Origin of the sequence: Rubrivivax gelatinosus IL144 (assembly GCF_000284255.1) — a bacterium.
GTDB classification, from domain to species: Bacteria; Pseudomonadota; Gammaproteobacteria; order Burkholderiales; family Burkholderiaceae_C; genus Rubrivivax; species Rubrivivax gelatinosus_A.
On sequence record NC_017075.1, the window covers coordinates 3,903,848 to 3,920,297 of the forward strand.

The following is a 16,450-nucleotide window of genomic DNA, read 5'->3' on the forward strand; positions in this document are numbered from 1 at the left end:
TTGCAACGCCGTTCGACGCTTTCCAGACTGATCCGGCTCAGGTCGATCGGATAGACTGGGGTTTACCCTGAGTCAAGATCAAGATCGCCCGGAGTCCCGCATGAACGTGAGCCAGATGTCCCGCATCAAGCGCTGGCAGCTCGAGCACCGCCGCGAAGCGCCGCTCGAGTACCACGCCTGGGACATGATGCTGACGCTGTGGGTGCTGGGCTGGATGGGCGTCGCGCCGGCGCTGCTGCTGCACTGGACCTGGATGGTCGCGCTGTGCGTGCCGGCGTTCTTCGCGCCCTCGATGTACGTGCGGCTGCGCGAGCGCCTGCACGACAGCGGCCGGCTGCGCTGCGACTGGCTGCCGGCGCTGGCCTGAATCAGGTCTTGGGCAGCGTGACGCCGACCTGCCCCTGGTACTTGCCGCCGCGGTCGCGGTAGCTGGTCTCGCAGACCTCGTCGCTCTCGAAGAACAGCACCTGGGCGCAGCCCTCGCCGGCGTAGATCTTGGCCGGCAGCGGCGTCGTGTTGCTGAACTCCAGCGTCACGTAGCCTTCCCACTCGGGCTCGAACGGCGTCACGTTGACGATGATGCCGCAGCGCGCGTAGGTGCTCTTGCCCAGGCAGATCGTCAGCACGTTGCGCGGGATGCGGAAGTACTCGACGGTGCGCGCCAGCGCGAAGCTGTTGGGCGGGATGATGCAGACGTCGGCCTCGATGTCGACGAAGCTCTTCTCGTCGAAGTTCTTCGGGTCGACGACCGTGCTGTGCACGTTGGTGAAGACCTTGAACTCGGGCGCGCAGCGGATGTCGTAGCCGTAGCTGCTGGTGCCGTAGCTGACGATGCGCTGGCCGTCCGCCGACTGCCGCACCTGGCCCGGCTCGAACGGCTCGATCATGCCGTGCTGCTCGGCCATGCGGCGGATCCACTTGTCGCTCTTGATGCTCACTTCAAACCTCGGGACGGCCCGGCCGCGTCGAAAAGGCGCGATTGTGCGTGAAATGCCGCCACCGGCACGTGGGTCAACTCAAGCCGCGTGGCAGCTTTGCCGATCTGCGGGCTAACATGGCTCGCGTAGGAGACGCTGTCCGATGTCAAGCCCGTTTCGCCCCGCGATCGATCTGCTGGCCCAGTACGCCCGCTACCACCGGGACGAACGCAACATCGCGACGCACGTCGTCGGGGTGCCGCTGATCGTCTTCTCCATCGGCGTGCTGCTCGGCCGGCACGGCGTGCGCCTGGGCGGCCACGAACTCGCGGCGTCCTGGCTGCTGTTCGCCCCGGCGGCGCTCTGGTACCTGACCCGCGGCGAGTTCGCGCTCGGGCTCGCCGTCTCGGCGGCGATCGCCGCGCTGCTGGCGCTGGCCCAGCCGCTGGCCGACGCCGGCACGCTGACCTGGCTGGTGCTGGGCGCCGGCGGCTTCTTCGTCGGCTGGACGATCCAGTTCCTCGGCCACTACTACGAAGGCCGCAAGCCGGCCTTCGGCGACGACCTCGTCGGCCTGCTCGTCGGGCCGATGTTCGTGGCGATGGAAGTGCTGGCGATGGCCGGCTGGTTCAAGCCGCTGGTCGCACGCGTCGAGAGCCGCGTCGGCCCGACCTTCGTGCGCGACCTGGCGCATCCGGCCACCTGAGCTGCCGCGCTCAGGCGCCCAGCAGCTCGCGCAGCACCACCGCCGCCTGTTCGGCCTGCGCGGCGCTGACGTCCAGGTGCGTCACCGCCCGCACGGTGCGCGGGCCGAAGGCGACGATCAGCACGCCGCGTTCACGCGCCCGGGCGACCAGCGTCGCGGCATCCGGCGCGCCGGGCGCGAGTCGGAAGACGACGATGTTCGTCTGCACCGTCGCCAGGTCGAGCTCGACACCGGGACAGCCGGCCAGCGCCTCGCCGAGGCGGCGGGCGTGGTGGTGGTCCTCGGCCAGGCGCTCGCGGTGGCGGTCCAGCGCGTGCAGCGCGGCGGCGGCGAAGATGCCGTTCTGGCGCATCGCGCCACCCAGCATGCGGCGGTGGCGGTCGGCGGCGGCGATCAGCGCGCGCGGCCCGGCCAGCAGCGAGCCGCCCGGTGCGCCCAGGCCCTTGGAGAACGCGACGCCGACCAGGTCGAACGGCGCCGCCAGTTCGGCCTCGGGCCGGCCGCTGGCGACCGCGGCGTTCCACAGCCGCGCGCCGTCGAGATAGGTCTTCAGGCCGCGCTCGCGGGCGCGCGCGCAGACGCGTTCGACGACGGCCTGCGGCACGACGACGCCGCCGGCGCGGTTGTGCGTGTTCTCGATCTGCAGCAGCGTGGTCGGCGGAAACACCGGCAAGCCGCTGGGCTTGATCGCCGCGTCCAGCTCGTCGACGTCGAAGACGCCGCCCGAGCCGACCTCGACGATCTGCACGCCGGCGTTGGCCGCCGAGCCGCCGGCCTCGTGCCAGGCGGCATGGCATTCGCGCGCCGCGACGACCTCGTCGCCCGGGCGCGTCAGCACACGCAGCGCGACCTGGTTGGCCATCGTGCCCGAGGGCAGCCAGATCGCCGCTTCCTTGCCCAGCAGCTCGGCGCAGCGGCGCTGCAGCGCGTTCGTCGTCGGGTCCTCGCCGTACTGGTCGTCGCCGACCTCGGCGGCGGCCATCGCGGCGCGCATCGCCGCGGTCGGGCGGGTGACGGTGTCGGAACGCAGGTCGATGAGGCTCATTCGGTCCAGTCCTTCCAGATGTCGCGGGCGGCGGCCTTGGCCGCGCGCGTGGACGGCGCGCGCGCCGGCGTGCCCAGCGCGATCCAGCCGACCAGCGTCTCGCCCGGGCCGCAGAACGCGGCCTGCAGGCCGGCGTCGCGTACCTTGGCGCCCGACAGCATCTTGCCGCCGAAACCCAGCGCATGCGCCGCGTTGAGGTAGTTGGCCAGCGCGCCGCCGACCGCGACCCACTGCTCGTGCGCCGGCACCTGCGGGTGGCCCAGGTCCAGCCGCGCCAGCACGACCACCGTCACCGGCGGGCGTACGGCGCGCTCGGCGTCCATCGCGACGCCGGCCTCGTCCTTGCCGGCGCGGCGCGCCGCGTCGGCGAAGGCGGCGCCCAGGCGCTCGCGCGCGGCGCCGCGCACGACGACGAAGCGGTAGGGCACGAGTTCGCCGTGATCCGGCGCATGCAGCGCGGCTTCGGCCATCAGATCGAGCGCGGCATCGTCCGGGCCGGGCTCCACGAGGTGCTTGGCGCCGAGCGAATGGCGGCTCAGCAGCAGGTGCAACGAGGTGTTCATCGGCGCGAGCGTACGCGATGCGTGAATTCCGACCGGCGGCACCGCTGGCCCGAAATCTCTTTGATCTCGGATAAGTTTAGGAACATTGTTTTTATCAATTTCAGCATCGCGCTCCCGATACCCGGCCTGAGGCCGCATGGCGCGGCCGGCAGAGGTTGAGATGTCCCTGTTCCGCAGACTGTCCATCGGCGCCCGCATGGCCGCCGGTTTTGCCGCCGTCGTCGCGCTCGCCGTCGGCATGGCGCTGTTCGCCCGTGCCGAGCTCGGCCACGCCAGCGACGAGCTGACGCTGGTCGTCAGCGACCGGATGGTCAAGGTCCAGCAGCTGCTGAAGCTGAAGGACAACGCCCAGCTCGGCGCGCAGGCGGTGCGCAACGCGGTGCTGCTGGACGAGCGCCAAGCCTCGGCCGCCGAGAAGGCGCGCATCGAATCGATGTCGGTGAGCAACGTCGAGACGCTGCAGGCACTGGACCGCTCGATCCAGATCGGCCGCGCACGCGAGATGCTGGCGGAACTGAACGCCGCCCGCGCGCCGTATCTCGACACGATGAAGCGCGTGCTCGCGCTGGCGCTGGAGAACCACGACGACGAGGCGCGCGACCTGCTGATGGGCACGCTGACGCCGCAGCAGCAGCGCTACTTCGACGCCATCGACGCGCTCGTCGCCTTCCAGCGCACGCTGATGGTCGACGGCGCCGAGGCGGTGCGCGAGGAGGCGGCCAGGACCGGCTTGCTGATGTTCGCGCTGGCCGGCCTGGCCGCGCTGCTCGGCGGGCTGATCGCCTGGGGCGTCGGGCGCTCGGTCGTGCGGCCGCTGAAGGCGGCGGTGGCGGTGGCCGAGACCGTCGCCGAGGGCGACCTGCGCTCGCACATCGACACCCAAGGAAGCGACGAGACGGCGCAGCTGCTGAAGGCGCTGCAGCGCATGAACGACAACCTCGCCGACCTCATCGGCAACGTGCGCAGCGGCTGCGAGAGCATCGCCGCCGGTTCCAGCCAGATCGCCGGCGGCACCGCCGACCTGAGCCGGCGCACCGAGTCGCAGGCCAGCAGCCTGCAGCAGACCGCGGCGTCGATGGAGGAACTGGCCAGCACCGTGGCCCAGAACGCCGCGACGGCGCAGCAGGCCAGCCAGGCGGCGGCGACCGCCGGCAGCACCGCCAGCCGCGGCGGCGAGGCCGTGGCGCGGGCGGTCAGCACGATGGAAGAGGTGGCGGCCAGCTCGCGCCGCATCGCCGACATCATCGGCACCATCGACGGCATCGCCTTCCAGACCAACATCCTGGCGCTCAACGCCGCGGTCGAGGCCGCGCGCGCCGGCGAGCAGGGCCGCGGTTTCGCGGTCGTGGCCGGCGAGGTACGCAGCCTGGCCCAGCGCTGCGCCCAGGCCGCACGCGAGATCAAGAGCCTGATCGGCGCCAGCGTCGAGACCGTCGACTCAGGCGTGCGCCTGGTCGGCGAGGCCGGCGGCACGATGCAGGAAGTCGTCGCCGAGGTGCAGAACGTCGCCCGGCTGATGAGCCAGATCAGCGCCGCCAGCGCCGAACAGAACCAGGGCATCGACCAGGTCAACGACGCCGTCACCGACCTGGACCGCACGACGCAGGAGAACTCGGCGCTGGTCGAGGAGAGCGCCGCGGCCACCGACAGCCTGCGCCAGCAGGCCAGCCGGCTGGTCGAGGTGGCGGGACGGTTCAGGCTGGCCACCCATTGAGCGCTCGAGCTGTGACATATGACCGCAGGCACGGGTTTACCCTCGATGCTTTGATCGACCTCAGTTACGTTTTCATTGTTTCGCTCACTTTCTTCGACCCCAGGCCGTTAGTTCGGGCGTTCGCCGTCGTCGCGGCAAGTGGGAGAACAAGAAATGAAGGGGTTCAAGGACTGGTCGATCGGCAGCCGTCTGGCGCTGGGCTTCGCGCTGGTGGGCGTGCTGGCGGTCGGGATGGCGCTGTTCGCGCGCCATGAGCTGAGCGTCGCCAACCAGGCGCTGACCAGCGTCGTCGACGAGCGCATGCTCAACATCAAGAAGCTGAACCTGCTGAAGCACAACGCCATGGCCGGCGCTCAGGCGCTGCGTGATGCACTGCTCCAGCACGAAGACCTCGCCGCGGCGATCGCCGATCTCGAGCGCCTGTCCGGCATGGCCAAGCAGAACGCCGAGACGCTGAGCTCGCTGGACGCGAAGATCGTCGGCCATGACCGCGCGCTCTTCGACGCGCTGACCGCGGCACGCAACCCTTACATGGAGACGCTGAACAAGGTCGCCGAGCTGACCCGCGCGGGACAGCCCGAGCCGGCGCGGGCGCTGCTTCGCGGCGAGCTCGCGGCACGCCAGAAGAGCTACTTCGCGGCACTCGACGCCCTCGTCGACTACCAGCGCCAGCAGATGACCGACGGCGCCCAGGCGGTGCGCGAGCAGACCGCCCGTGACGGCTGGGTGATGCTGGGTCTGGCCGGGCTGGGCGCACTGCTCGGCGGTGCCGTGGCCGTGGTCGTCGGCCGCTCGGTCGTCATGCCGCTGCGCGAGGCGGTGGCCTTTGCCGAGACGGTCGCCTCGGGCGACCTCAGCAGCCGCATTGCCGCCCGCCGCGGCGACGAGACCGGCCAGCTGCTGGCCGCGCTGCAGCGCATGAACGACAACCTCGCCGGCCTGGTGGGCCACGTGCGCGAGGGCTGCGAGAGCATCGCTTCCGGCTCCACGCAGATCGCCGGCGGCACCGCCGACCTGAGCCGGCGCACCGAGTCGCAGGCCAGCAGCCTGCAGCAGACCGCCGCGTCGATGGAGCAGCTCGCCGGCACCGTGGCGCAGAACGCCGCCACGGCGCGCCAGGCCAGCGAAGCCGCGGCCACCGCCGGCAGCACCGCCGGGCGCGGCGGCGAAGCCATCGAACGCGCGGTGCGCACGATGGAAGACGTGAGCACCAGCTCGCGCCGCATCGCCGAGATCATCAGCGTCATCGACGGCATCGCCTTCCAGACCAACATCCTGGCGCTCAACGCCGCGGTCGAAGCCGCGCGCGCCGGCGAGCAAGGCCGCGGCTTCGCCGTCGTGGCCGGCGAGGTGCGCAGCCTGGCCCAGCGCTGCGCCCAGGCCGCACGCGAGATCAAGAGCCTGATCGGCGCCAGCGTCGAGACCGTCGACGCCGGCGTGCGCCTGGTCGGCGAGGCCGGCGACGCGATGCACGAGGTCGTCGCCGAGGTCCAGAACGTTGCCCGGCTGATGGCCCAGATCAGCGCCGCCAGCGCCGAGCAGACGCAGGGCATCGGCCAAGTCAACGACGCCGTCTCCGACCTCGACCGCTCGACGCAGGAGAACTCCGCGCTGGTCGAGGAGAACGCCGCCGCCACCGACAGCCTGCGCCAGCAGGCCGGCCGGCTGGTGGAAGTCGCCGGCCGATTCAAGCTCGCCGTCGGCTGAGTGCGCCGGTGCCTGACGGCGACTCCCTAGAATTAGGGAGTTTCACCGTCAGGTCACAAAATCATGTTCGAGGCATCGCCCCGCGGCGGCCGCTGGCTCGCCGTCTGGTGGCCGCTTGCCGCCACCGTCGCAGCCATCCTGTTCTGGCTGCTGCTCAGTCCCGAGAACCTGCGCTGGCTGAAGGCCGAGAACGGCCCGATCGAGGGCACGAACGCGGCGCTCTACTTCGTCTGCGCGCTCGTGTTCCTGCTCTCGCGCCGCATCGAGCCGCTCACCCGGCTGGCGCTGGCGGTGCTCTTCTGCGGCTTCGGCGCGCGCGAGATGGACTGGCACAAGGCCTTCACCGGCAAGAGCGTGCTGAAGGTCAGCTACTACCTCGGCGACGCGCCGTGGCAGCAGCGGCTGGTGGCGCTGGCGGCCGTGGCCGCGGTGGCGCTGGCGCTGCTGACGCTGCTGCTGCGCCAGGCCGGGCCGCTGCTGCACTACTGGCAGCGGCGTGACCCGGTGGCCACCAGCGTCGTCGTCTTCGCCGTGACGATGGCCGTCAGCAAGGTCATCGACCGCATCGAGAACCTGCTCGCCGAGTCCTGGGGCATCGTGTTCTCGCCCGAGACCGGGCTGCTGATCGGCTCGCTGGAGGAGACGATCGAGCTGTCGCTGCCGCTGATCGCGCTGGTCGCCTGGCTGCAGTACCGCGCGATGCGGCGCTGACGCGCGCTCAGGCGCGCACGGCGACCTGCTCCCAGGCCTCCAGCACCAGCGGGTGCAGCGCCGCCGTGTCGCCGCTGCCGATCAGCGCCCCGAGCTGCTCGCGCATGCGCGGCTCCCAGAACTTGCGGATGTGGCCGGCGACGCCGTCCACCGCCTCGGCGTGCTCGGGCATCGCCGCGAAGAACGCGGCGATGCGGTTGGCCATCTGGACGAGCTGTTCGCTGTTCATCGTCGTCTCCCCTGCCCTCACTTGGCCGCCGCGGCGGCGGTCTCGCGCTCGGCGTGGGCGCGCAGCTGCGCTTCGTTGAAGCTGCGGTAACGGCGCTGCCACTCGCTGGGCTGCGTCACCTTGGTCACCTCGACCGCCGTCACCTTGTACTCGGGGCAGTTGGTCGCCCAGTCGGAGCTGTCGGTGGTGATGACGTTGGCGCCCGACTCGGGGAAGTGGAAGGTGGTGTAGACCACGCCCGGCGCCACGCGCTCGGTGACCCGCGCGCGCAGCACGGTCTCGCCGGCGCGGCTGGTGATGCCGACCCAGTCGCCGTCGACGACGCCGCGAAGCTCGGCATCGCTGGGGTGCAGTTCCAGCCGGTCCTCGTCGTGCCAGGCGGTGTTGGCCGTGCGCCGCGTCTGCGCGCCGACGTTGTACTGGCTGAGCACGCGCCCGGTGGTCAGCAGCAGCGGGAAGCGCCGGTTGGCGCGTTCGTCGCTCGGCTGGTAGGCGGTGATGACGAAACGCCCCTTGCCGCGCACGAAGCCGCCGACGTGCATCACCGAGGTGCCGGCTTCGTCGGTGCCGGCGTGGCAAGGCCACTGCACGCTGCCCAGGCGCTCGATCTTCTCGTAGCTGACGCCGGCAAAACTCGGCGTCAGCGCCGCGATCTCCTGCATCACCGCCTCGGGGTGGGCGTAGTCCATCGGGTAGCCCAGCGCCTGGGCCAGCCGCACCGTCACCTCCCAGTCGGCCAGGCCGGCCAACGGCGGCATCACGCGGCGCACGCGGCTGACGCGCCGTTCGGCGTTGGTGAAGGTGCCGTCCTTCTCGAGGAAGCTCGAGCCGGGCAGGAAGACGTGGGCGTACTTGGCCGTCTCGTTGAGGAAGATGTCCTGCACGACCAGGCACTCCAGCGCCTCGAGCGCAGCGCCGACGTGCTGGGTGTTGGGGTCGGACTGCACGATGTCCTCGCCCTGCACGTACAGGCCCTTGAAGCTGCCGCCGAGCGCGGCGTCGAACATGTTCGGGATGCGCAGCCCCGGCTCCGGGTCCAGCGTCACGCCCCAGGCGGCGTCGAACTCGGCGCGCACCGTGCTGTCGCTGATGTGGCGGTAGCCCGGCAGCTCGTGCGGGAAGCTGCCCATGTCGCAGGAGCCCTGCACGTTGTTCTGGCCACGCAGCGGGTTGACGCCGACCCCTTCGCGGCCGACGTTGCCGGTGGCCATCGCCAGGTTGGCGATCGCCATCACCGCGGTCGAGCCTTGCGCGTGTTCGGTGACGCCGAGGCCGTAATAGATCGCGGCGTTGAGCCCGCGTGTCGCGTACAGCCGCGCGGCGCCACGCACCGCGGCCGCCGGCACGCCGCTGACGGCTTCCAGCGCCTCGGGCGAGTTCTCCGGCCGGGCGACGAAGTCGCGCCACTGGCCGAAGCTGCGCGCATCGCAGCGCTCGGCGACGAAGGCCTCGTCGACCAGGCCTTCGGTGACGATGACGTGGGCCAGCGCGTCGAGCACGGCGACGTTGGTGCCGGGTTTGAGCTGCAGATGGTGTTCGGCCTTGACGTGCGGCGAGGCGACGAGGTCGATGCGCCGCGGGTCGACGACGATCAGCTTGGCGCCCTGGCGCAGCCGGCGCTTCAGCCGCGAGGCGAAGACCGGGTGCGCGTCGCTGGGGTTGGCGCCGATGACGAGCACGACGTCCGAATGCGCGACCGACTTGAAGGTCTGGGTGCCGGCCGAGGTGCCGAAGGTCTGGCCCAGACCGTAGCCGGTGGGCGAATGGCAAACGCGCGCGCAGGTGTCGACGTTGTTGTTGCCGAAGGCCGCGCGCACCAGCTTCTGCACGAGGTAGGCCTCCTCGTTGGTGCAGCGCGAGGAGGTGATGCCGCCGACCGCGCCGCGGCCGTGTTCGGTCTGCAGGCGGCGGAACTCGCCGGCGGCGTAGGCGATGGCCTCGTCCCAGCTGACCTCGCGCCAGGGGTCGGTGATCTTCGCGCGGATCATCGGCTTGGTGACGCGGTCCTTGTGCGTCGCGTAGCCCCAGGCGAAGCGGCCCTTGACGCAGGCGTGGCCCTCGTTGGCGCGGCCGTCCTTCCACGGCGTCATGCGCACGACGCGGTTGCCCTGCATCTCGGCCTTGAAGCCGCAGCCGACGCCGCAGTAGGCGCAGGTCGTCACCACCGCGTGCTCGGGCAGGCCCATCTCGATGACGCTCTTTTCCTGCAGCGTCGCGGTCGGGCAGGCCTGCACGCAGGCGCCGCAGCTGACGCATTCGCTTTCGAGGAAAGGCTCGTCCATGCCGGCGGCCACGCGCGAGGCGAACCCGCGGCCGGAGATCGTCAGCGCGAAGGTGCCCTGCACTTCCTCGCAGGCGCGCACGCAGCGGTTGCAGACGATGCACTTGCTCGGGTCGTAGGCGAAGTACGGGTTGGACTCGTCCTTGGCCGCCTTCAGGTGGTTGGCACCGTCCCAGCCGTAGCGCACCTGGCGCAGGCCGACGACACCGGCCTGGGTCTGCAGCTCGCAGTCGCCGTTGGCGGCGCAGGTCAGGCAGTCCAGCGGGTGGTCGCTGATGTAGAGCTCCATGACGCCGCGGCGCAGCTCGGCGAGCTTCGGCGTCTGGGTGCGCACGTTCATGCCGGCCTCGGCCGGCGTCGTGCACGAGGACGGGTAGCCGCGGCGGCCGTCGATCTCGCAGATGCACAGCCGGCACGAGCCGAAGGCTTCCAGGCCTTCGGTCGCGCACAGGCGCGGGATCTCGATGCCGGCTTCGGAGGCGGCGCGCATCACCGAGGTGCCCGCGGGCACGCTGACGGCGCGGCCGTCGATGGTCAGCGTGACGGTGGTGGCGCTGTCGCGCGCCGGGGTGCCGCGGTCGGGTGTCTCGATCGTGTTCATCGCCGGAAATCCTCCGGGTAGTGGTTCAGGGCCGACAGCACGGGCAGCGGCGTCATGCTGCCCATCGCGCACAGGCTGGCGTGTTTCATCGTGTCGCACAGGTCGCGCAGCAGCGATTCCTGGCGCTCGTCGCCGGCGAGCAGCTTGTCGATGACCTCGACGCCGCGCGTCGAGCCGATGCGGCAGGGCGTGCACTTGCCGCAGCTCTCCTGGGCGCAGAAGGCCATCGCGTAGCGCGCCAGGCGCGCCATGTCGGCCGTGTCGTCGTGCACGACCAGGCCGCCGTGGCCCAGCACCGCGCCGACGACGGCATAAGCCTCGTAGTCCAGCGGCACGTCCCAGTGTTCCTCGGGCACGTAGCTGCCCAGCGGGCCACCGACCTGCACCGCCTTGACCGGCCGGCCGCTGGCGGTGCCGCCGCCGAAGTCGAACAGCAGCTCGCGCAGCGTGACGCCGAAGGCGCGTTCGACGAGGCCGGGGAAACGCAGGTTGCCGGCGAGCTGGAACGGCATCGTGCCGGTCGAGCGGCCGACGCCGAAGTCGCGGTAGTAGGCCGGGCCTTCGGCGAGGATCGTCGGCACCGCGGCCAGCGTCAGCAGGTTGTTGATGACCGTCGGCCGGCCGAACAGCCCGGCAATCGCCGGCAGCGGCGGCTTGGCGCGCACGACGCCGCGCCGGCCTTCCAGGCTCTCCAGCATCGCCGTCTCTTCGCCGCAGACGTAGCTGCCGGCGCCCATGCGCACTTCCATGTCGAAGCCGTCGAGCCAGCCGGCGGCGCGTGCGACCTCGATCGCGCGGCCGAAGATCTCGACCGAACGCGGGTACTCCGAACGCACGTAGACGTAGCCGCGCGAGGCGCCGACGGCGCGCGCGGCGATGGCCATGCCTTCGATCAGCAGGAAGGGGTCGCCTTCGAGCAGCATGCGGTCGGCGTAGGTGCCCGAGTCGCCTTCGTCGCCGTTGCAGACCACGTACTTCAGCTCGCCCGCCGCCTGGGCCACGGTGCGCCACTTGATGCCGGCCGGGAAGGCGGCGCCGCCGCGGCCGCGCAGGCCGCTGTCGACGATGGCCTGGATGATGGCCTCGGGCGCCATCGCACGCGCGGCGCGCAGCCCGGCGCCGCCGCCGTGGGCCTCGTAGTCGGCGATCGACAGCGGCCGCGTCAGCCCGGCGCGTGCGAAGGTCAGGCGCTGCTGGCGCTGCAGATAGGGCAGCGTGTCCATCGGCCCCAGCGCTTTCGGATGGTCGGGCGTGCCGGCGACGATGGCCGCGACGTCGGCCGGCGTGCAGGGGCCGTAGCCGACGCGGCCTTCGGCGCTGTCGACCTCGACCAGCGGCTCCAGCCAGAACAGCCCGCGCGAGCTGGTGCGCCAGACCTCGGCACCGGCGGCTTCGGCCGCACGCGCGACGGCGTCGGCGCCGACGGCCAGCGCGCCGCTGTCTTCGGGGACGTAGAGGCGGCGGTTCAACCCAGCACCTCGTCGAGCTTCTCGGGCGTCAGCCGGCCCAGCGGCTCCTCGCCCAGCATCGCCGCCGGCGACGAGGCGCACAGCCCCAGGCAGTAGACCGCCTCGACCTGGCAGCCGCCGTGCGCCTGGGCGTGGTCCCAGAGCCGGTCGGCGCCCATCGCCTGGCAGGACTCGGCGCGGCAGACCTGCAGCACCGGCGCCGTCGGCTTCTCGGTGCGGAAGTGGTGGTAGTAGCTGACGACGCCGTGGACCTCGGCGCGCGACAGGTTCAGCGCCTGCGCGATCTGCGGCAGCGCCTCGCGCGGGATGTAGCCCAGCGTGTGCTGGAGTTCGTGCAGGATCGGCAGCAGCGGGCCTTCCTGACCCTGGTGGCGCGCGATCGTGGAGGAAACAATGTCCTGGGTCATGCGCCATGATCTGGCGCAAATTCAGGCCGCGTCCAATCGAAAACACGAACCGCGCGATTCGCCCGCCGAATCGATGGCCGAGGCGATCGCCGCTTCACGAGGGAGAACGGCGAAACGCGCCGATCGCGGCCCGTGCACGACCTAGGGAAAGTCCCGAGTCCGGCGATGCCCGCCGGCGGGGCTCAGGCCGAGGCCCGGCGCAGCCGCGCGGCGGCTTCGAGCGTGCCGCTGTGGCCGCGCACGTGCTCCAGCCAGACGAGGTCGCGCGCCAGCTCCAGCGCCGCCTCCAGCGCGCGCGAGCGCCGCACGCCGCCGGCGACCATCAGGCCGATCGGCGTCAGCACCTCGGGCGCGACCAGCGGCCGCGCCTCCAGTTCGCCGTGTGCGGTCAGCGTGCTGACCAGCGCGCCGGGCAGCACCGCGGCGACGCCGCCGGCCTGCACCGCGACCAGGAGCGCGAGCACCGAGTTGGTCTCGATCGCCGGCTTCGGCATGCGGCCGAGTTCGCGGAACACGCCGTCGAGGATGGCGCGGTTGTGCATCTCCGGCGACAGCAGCGCCAGCGGCTGCGTCGCCGCCTCGGCCCAGGGCATCGGCGAGCCGAAGCCCATCACCATGCCGGTGCGCGGCGCTCGCTGCAGCAGGTAGTAGCGCTCGACGTACTGCGGCACCGTCTCCAGCCGCGCCGGGGCGCGTTCGACATAGCCCAGGCCGAGGTCGATGGCCAGCGTCTCCAGGCCGAGCTCGATCTCCTGCGAGGCCAGCGAGCGGATCTGCGTCTGCACGCCCGGGTGGCGCTCGAACAGCTTGACCGCCAGGCGCGAGGCCACCGGCAGCGCGGTGGGCACGGCGCCGATCACCAGCCGTCCCTGCGCCCCGCCGGCGCCGGCACGCAGATCCTGCTGCAGCAGCTCCTGCTCGTGCAGCAGCCGGTGCGCGGTGGCCAGCACACGTTCGCCTTCGGGCGTCAGGCCTTCGTACTGGCGGCCGCGGCGCACGATCGCGACCTCGAAATGCTGCTCCAGCGCGCGCAGCGCGTTCGACAGCGCCGGCTGCGTGATGTGGCAGGCCGCGGCGGCACGGCCGAAGTGGCGGTGCTGCTCCAGCGAAACGAGGTAGCGATAGGCGTCCAGCAGGTTCATCGGCGGGCGGGCGCGCTCAGTGGAAGAAACGCGCGACGCTGAGGCCCGTACGGTACACGCCCCAGGCCAGCGGCAGGCCCACGGCCGCCCAGGCCAGCAGCACCCACACGACCGGGCTGCGGTGAAAGCTCATCGTGCCCGGGCCGCTCTCGGCGGCCTGGGCGCGGTCCTGCGCCAGCCGGCGTTCGGCGGCGAGTTCGGCCTCGCCCATGAAGTGCTTGGGGTTCACCGGCCGCACCAGCAGGTTGCAGACCAGGCCGACGAGCAGCATGCCGGCGAGGATGACCATGGTCTGGTTGTAGACCTGCTCGCGCGGCAGGCCCTGCGCCAGCTGCCAGTCGCGCATGTAGTTGACGACCACCGGCCCGAGGATGCCGGCGGTGGCCCAGGCGGTCAGCAGCCGGCCGTGGATGGCGCCGACCATCTGCGTGCCGAACAGGTCGGCCAGATAGGCCGGCACGGTGGCGAAGCCGCCGCCGTACATGCTGAGGATGACGCAGAAAGCGGCGACGAAGAGCAGCAGGCTGCCGGCGCCGGCGCTGTAGGGCACGCTGAGGTAGAGCGCCGCGCCGAGCACGAAGAACACGACGTAGGTCGCCTTGCGGCCGATGCGGTCCGAGAGGCTCGCCCAGAAGAAGCGCCCGCCGATGTTGAACAGCGACAAGAGCGCGGTGAAGCCGGCGGCGACGCCGGCGATCGCCGCCAGCTGCGCCGTGTCCAGCTCGCCGAAGCGTGCCTCGACGCCGACCAGACGGCCGCCGAACACCTCCTGCAGCATCGGGCTGGCCATGCCGATGACGCCGATGCCGGCCGAGACGTTCATGCACAGCACCATCCACACCAGCCAGAACTGCGGGATGCGCCAGACGCGGCGCGCGTGCACATGGCCGTGGGTGACCATCGCCGCCGTGCCCGGCTGGGCCTTGGGCGGCGGCTGCCAGCCGGCCGGAGCCCAGTCGGACGCCGGGATGCGGTAGGCCAGCGCACCGCCCATCATGAAGACGAAATAGATCGCGGCCATGACGACGAAGGTCGCGGCGACGCCGACGTCGGTGGGCGTGGCGAAGGCCTTCATCAGCTCGGCGGCCAGCGGCGAGCCGATCATCGCGCCGCCGCCGAAGCCCATGATCGCCATGCCGGTGGCCATGCCGCGGCGGTCGGGGAACCACTTGATCAGCGTGCTGACCGGCGAGATGTAGCCCAGCCCCAGGCCGATGCCGCCGATGACGCCCGAGCCGAGCAGCATCAGCCAGAACTGGTGCCAGTGCACGCCGGCCGCCGACAGCAGCATGCCGCCGCACCAGCACAGCGCGCTGACGACGCCCGCCTTGCGCGGGCCGACACGTTCCAGCCAGCCGCCCCACAGCGCCGCCGAGCTGCCCAGCAGCACGAAGAACAGCGTGTACATCCAGCCCAGCGTGCTGATCTTCCAGTCGCAGTGGCTGACGAACAGCTCCTGCCAGAAGCCGACCTCGGGCCCGCAGACCAGCGGCTGGGTGACGCCGATCGCCTTGGACAGCGGCAGCCAGAAGACCGAGAAGCCGTAGGCCATGCCGATGCACAGATGGATGGCCAGCGCCGCCGGCGGCACCAGCCAGCGGTTGAAGCCCGGGGGCGCGACGGTGCGCTGCTTGTCCAGCCAGCCGCGGCCGGCGTTCAGGGAGTCGGTCGACATCGGGGAACGGGGAAAGCAAGGCGCGCGCCTCGGCACGCGGGACGGCCCGGCCGGCGGCCGGGCGGCGGACGACGCGCCCCTGGGGAACCGGCCGGGGCGGACCGGGACGGATCAGGTGTTCTTGGACACCGTGATCGTCGGGAACTTGGCCGAGAAGTCCTTGGCCTTCTGCGCGACACGCACCGCGACGTGGCGGGCCATCTGCTTGTACAGGCCGGCGAGTTCGCCGTCGGGCTCGGCGACGACCGTCGGGCGGCCGCCGTCGGCCTGCTCGCGGATCGACATCGCCAGCGGCAGCGCGCCGAGGTAGTCGACGCCGTACTGCGCCGCCATGCGCTTGCCGCCTTCGGCGCCGAAGATGTGTTCGGTGTGGCCGCAGTTCGGGCAGCAGTAGACGGCCATGTTCTCGACGATGCCCAGGATCGGCACGCCGACCTTCTCGAACATCGTCAGGCCCTTCTTGGCGTCGAGCAGCGCGATGTCCTGCGGCGTCGTGACGATCACCGCGCCGGTGACCGGCACACGCTGCGCCAGCGTCAGCGCGATGTCGCCGGTGCCCGGGGGCATGTCGACGACGAGGTAGTCCAGGTCCTTCCAGTTGGTCTGGCGCAGCAGCTGCTCCAGTGCCTGGGTGGCCATCGGGCCGCGCCAGATCATCGCCTGGTCGGGGTCGACGAGAAAGCCGATCGACATCACCTGGATGCCGTGGCCGATCAGCGGGTCCATGGTCTTGCCGTCGACGCTGGCCGGCTGGCCGTCGGCCACGCCCAGCATCGTCGGCTGGCTGGGGCCGTAGATGTCGGCGTCGAGGATGCCGACCGAAGCGCCTTCGGCGGCCAGCGCCAGCGCCAGGTTGACGCTGGTGGTGCTCTTGCCGACGCCGCCCTTGCCCGAGGCCACCGCGATGACGTTCTTCACGCCCGGCAGCAGCTGCACGCCGCGCTGCACGGCGTGGGCGACGATCTTCGTCGACACCGCGGCCTGGGCGCGTTCGACGCCCGGCACGCTGCGCGCCGCCGCCTCCAGCGCCGCCGTCAGCCCTGCGACCTGGCTCTTCGCCGGGTAGCCGAGCTCGGCGTCGAAGGCGACCTCGCCACCGGCGATGCGCAGGTTGCGGATCTGTTTCGTCGAGACCAGGTCGCGGCCGGTGTTCGGGTCGACGACGGTCTTCAGCGCTTCGAGCAGCGCGGCTTCGGTGACGGTGGCCATGGCGGGGGGCAGGCGGGAGGGCTGGGAGGACAAAGGCGCGGCAGTCTAGCGCCCGCGGCGCATCCGCGCGGCCG

The 16,450-nt window shown here is 71.5% G+C and carries 15 protein-coding genes; 5 read left to right on the forward strand and 10 right to left on the reverse strand.

Translation table 11 applies throughout. From position 1 onward, the window contains the following. Positions 1–100: 100 nt before the first annotated feature. A complete protein-coding gene (locus RGE_RS17860) occupies positions 101–367 on the forward strand; it encodes a hypothetical protein (RefSeq protein WP_014429850.1) in 267 nt (88 codons plus the stop codon). 1 nt (position 368) lies between these two features. Here RGE_RS17860 and dcd read toward each other — a convergent pair whose 3' ends face one another. Then, positions 369–938 (reverse strand): dCTP deaminase, encoded by a 570-nt coding sequence (gene dcd / locus RGE_RS17865; RefSeq protein WP_014429851.1) that lies wholly within the window; start codon positions 936–938, stop codon positions 369–371. Positions 939–1,080: 142 nt separating this feature from the next. Between dcd and RGE_RS17870 the strand changes: the two genes are divergently transcribed. Then, positions 1,081–1,623 carry an Mpo1 family 2-hydroxy fatty acid dioxygenase gene (locus tag RGE_RS17870; RefSeq protein WP_014429852.1) on the forward strand — a complete coding sequence of 181 codons (543 nt, stop codon included), beginning with the start codon at positions 1,081–1,083 and terminating at the stop codon, positions 1,621–1,623. A 10-nt stretch (positions 1,624–1,633) separates the two neighbouring features. Here the strand turns inward: RGE_RS17870 and RGE_RS17875 are convergent, their stop codons facing one another. After that, positions 1,634–2,668, reverse strand: a complete 1,035-nt coding sequence (locus tag RGE_RS17875) for a threonine aldolase family protein (protein ID WP_014429853.1) — start codon at positions 2,666–2,668, stop codon at positions 1,634–1,636. Next, positions 2,665–3,231: a nitroreductase family protein gene (locus RGE_RS17880; protein WP_014429854.1), complete on the reverse strand. Its 567-nt coding sequence runs from the start codon at positions 3,229–3,231 to the stop codon at positions 2,665–2,667. Before RGE_RS17880 ends, RGE_RS17875 begins: the two co-directional genes overlap by 4 nt. Positions 3,232–3,391: 160 nt before the next feature. Between RGE_RS17880 and RGE_RS17885 the strand changes: the two genes are divergently transcribed. The 3 genes from RGE_RS17885 (at position 3,392) to RGE_RS17895 (ending at position 7,363) form a co-directional block, all read left to right on the forward strand. After that, the gene (locus tag RGE_RS17885; RefSeq protein WP_014429855.1) at positions 3,392–4,945 is read left to right on the forward strand and encodes a methyl-accepting chemotaxis protein; all 1,554 of its coding nucleotides are present in this window, start codon (positions 3,392–3,394) and stop codon (positions 4,943–4,945) included. Positions 4,946–5,098: 153 nt separating this feature from the next. Continuing rightward, complete coding sequence (locus RGE_RS17890; protein WP_014429856.1) at positions 5,099–6,652, forward strand: methyl-accepting chemotaxis protein; 1,554 nt, start codon at positions 5,099–5,101, stop codon at positions 6,650–6,652. A gap of 63 nt (positions 6,653–6,715) precedes the next feature. Next, positions 6,716–7,363, forward strand: coding sequence for a hypothetical protein (locus RGE_RS17895; RefSeq protein ID WP_014429857.1), 648 nt, complete (start codon positions 6,716–6,718; stop codon positions 7,361–7,363). A gap of 7 nt (positions 7,364–7,370) precedes the next feature. On the opposite strand, the gene RGE_RS17900 is transcribed toward RGE_RS17895, so the two are convergent. The 7 genes from RGE_RS17900 to apbC all read right to left on the reverse strand — a co-directional run bounded on the left by RGE_RS17900 (position 7,371) and on the right by apbC (position 16,376). Then, a complete protein-coding gene (locus RGE_RS17900; RefSeq protein ID WP_014429858.1) occupies positions 7,371–7,592 on the reverse strand; it encodes a formate dehydrogenase subunit delta in 222 nt (73 codons plus the stop codon). 17 nt (positions 7,593–7,609) lie between these two features. Further along, a complete protein-coding gene (fdhF, locus tag RGE_RS17905; protein WP_014429859.1) occupies positions 7,610–10,474 on the reverse strand; it encodes a formate dehydrogenase subunit alpha in 2,865 nt (954 codons plus the stop codon). After that, positions 10,471–11,943, reverse strand: a complete 1,473-nt coding sequence (locus tag RGE_RS17910; protein WP_014429860.1) for an NADH-ubiquinone oxidoreductase-F iron-sulfur binding region domain-containing protein — start codon at positions 11,941–11,943, stop codon at positions 10,471–10,473. The genes fdhF and RGE_RS17910 overlap by 4 nt, the downstream gene beginning before the upstream one ends. Then, entirely contained in the window at positions 11,940–12,350 is a 411-nt protein-coding gene (locus RGE_RS17915; protein ID WP_014429861.1) for an NAD(P)H-dependent oxidoreductase subunit E, read from the reverse strand. The genes RGE_RS17910 and RGE_RS17915 overlap by 4 nt, the downstream gene beginning before the upstream one ends. A gap of 182 nt (positions 12,351–12,532) precedes the next feature. Next, complete coding sequence (locus RGE_RS17920) at positions 12,533–13,492, reverse strand: LysR family transcriptional regulator (protein WP_014429863.1); 960 nt, start codon at positions 13,490–13,492, stop codon at positions 12,533–12,535. A gap of 16 nt (positions 13,493–13,508) precedes the next feature. Next, positions 13,509–15,167 (reverse strand): OFA family MFS transporter, encoded by a 1,659-nt coding sequence (locus tag RGE_RS17925; RefSeq protein ID WP_014429864.1) that lies wholly within the window; start codon positions 15,165–15,167, stop codon positions 13,509–13,511. 111 nt (positions 15,168–15,278) lie between these two features. Then, positions 15,279–16,376, reverse strand: a complete 1,098-nt coding sequence (apbC, locus tag RGE_RS17930; RefSeq protein ID WP_014429865.1) for an iron-sulfur cluster carrier protein ApbC — start codon at positions 16,374–16,376, stop codon at positions 15,279–15,281. Between the last annotated feature and the right edge of the window lie 74 nt (positions 16,377–16,450).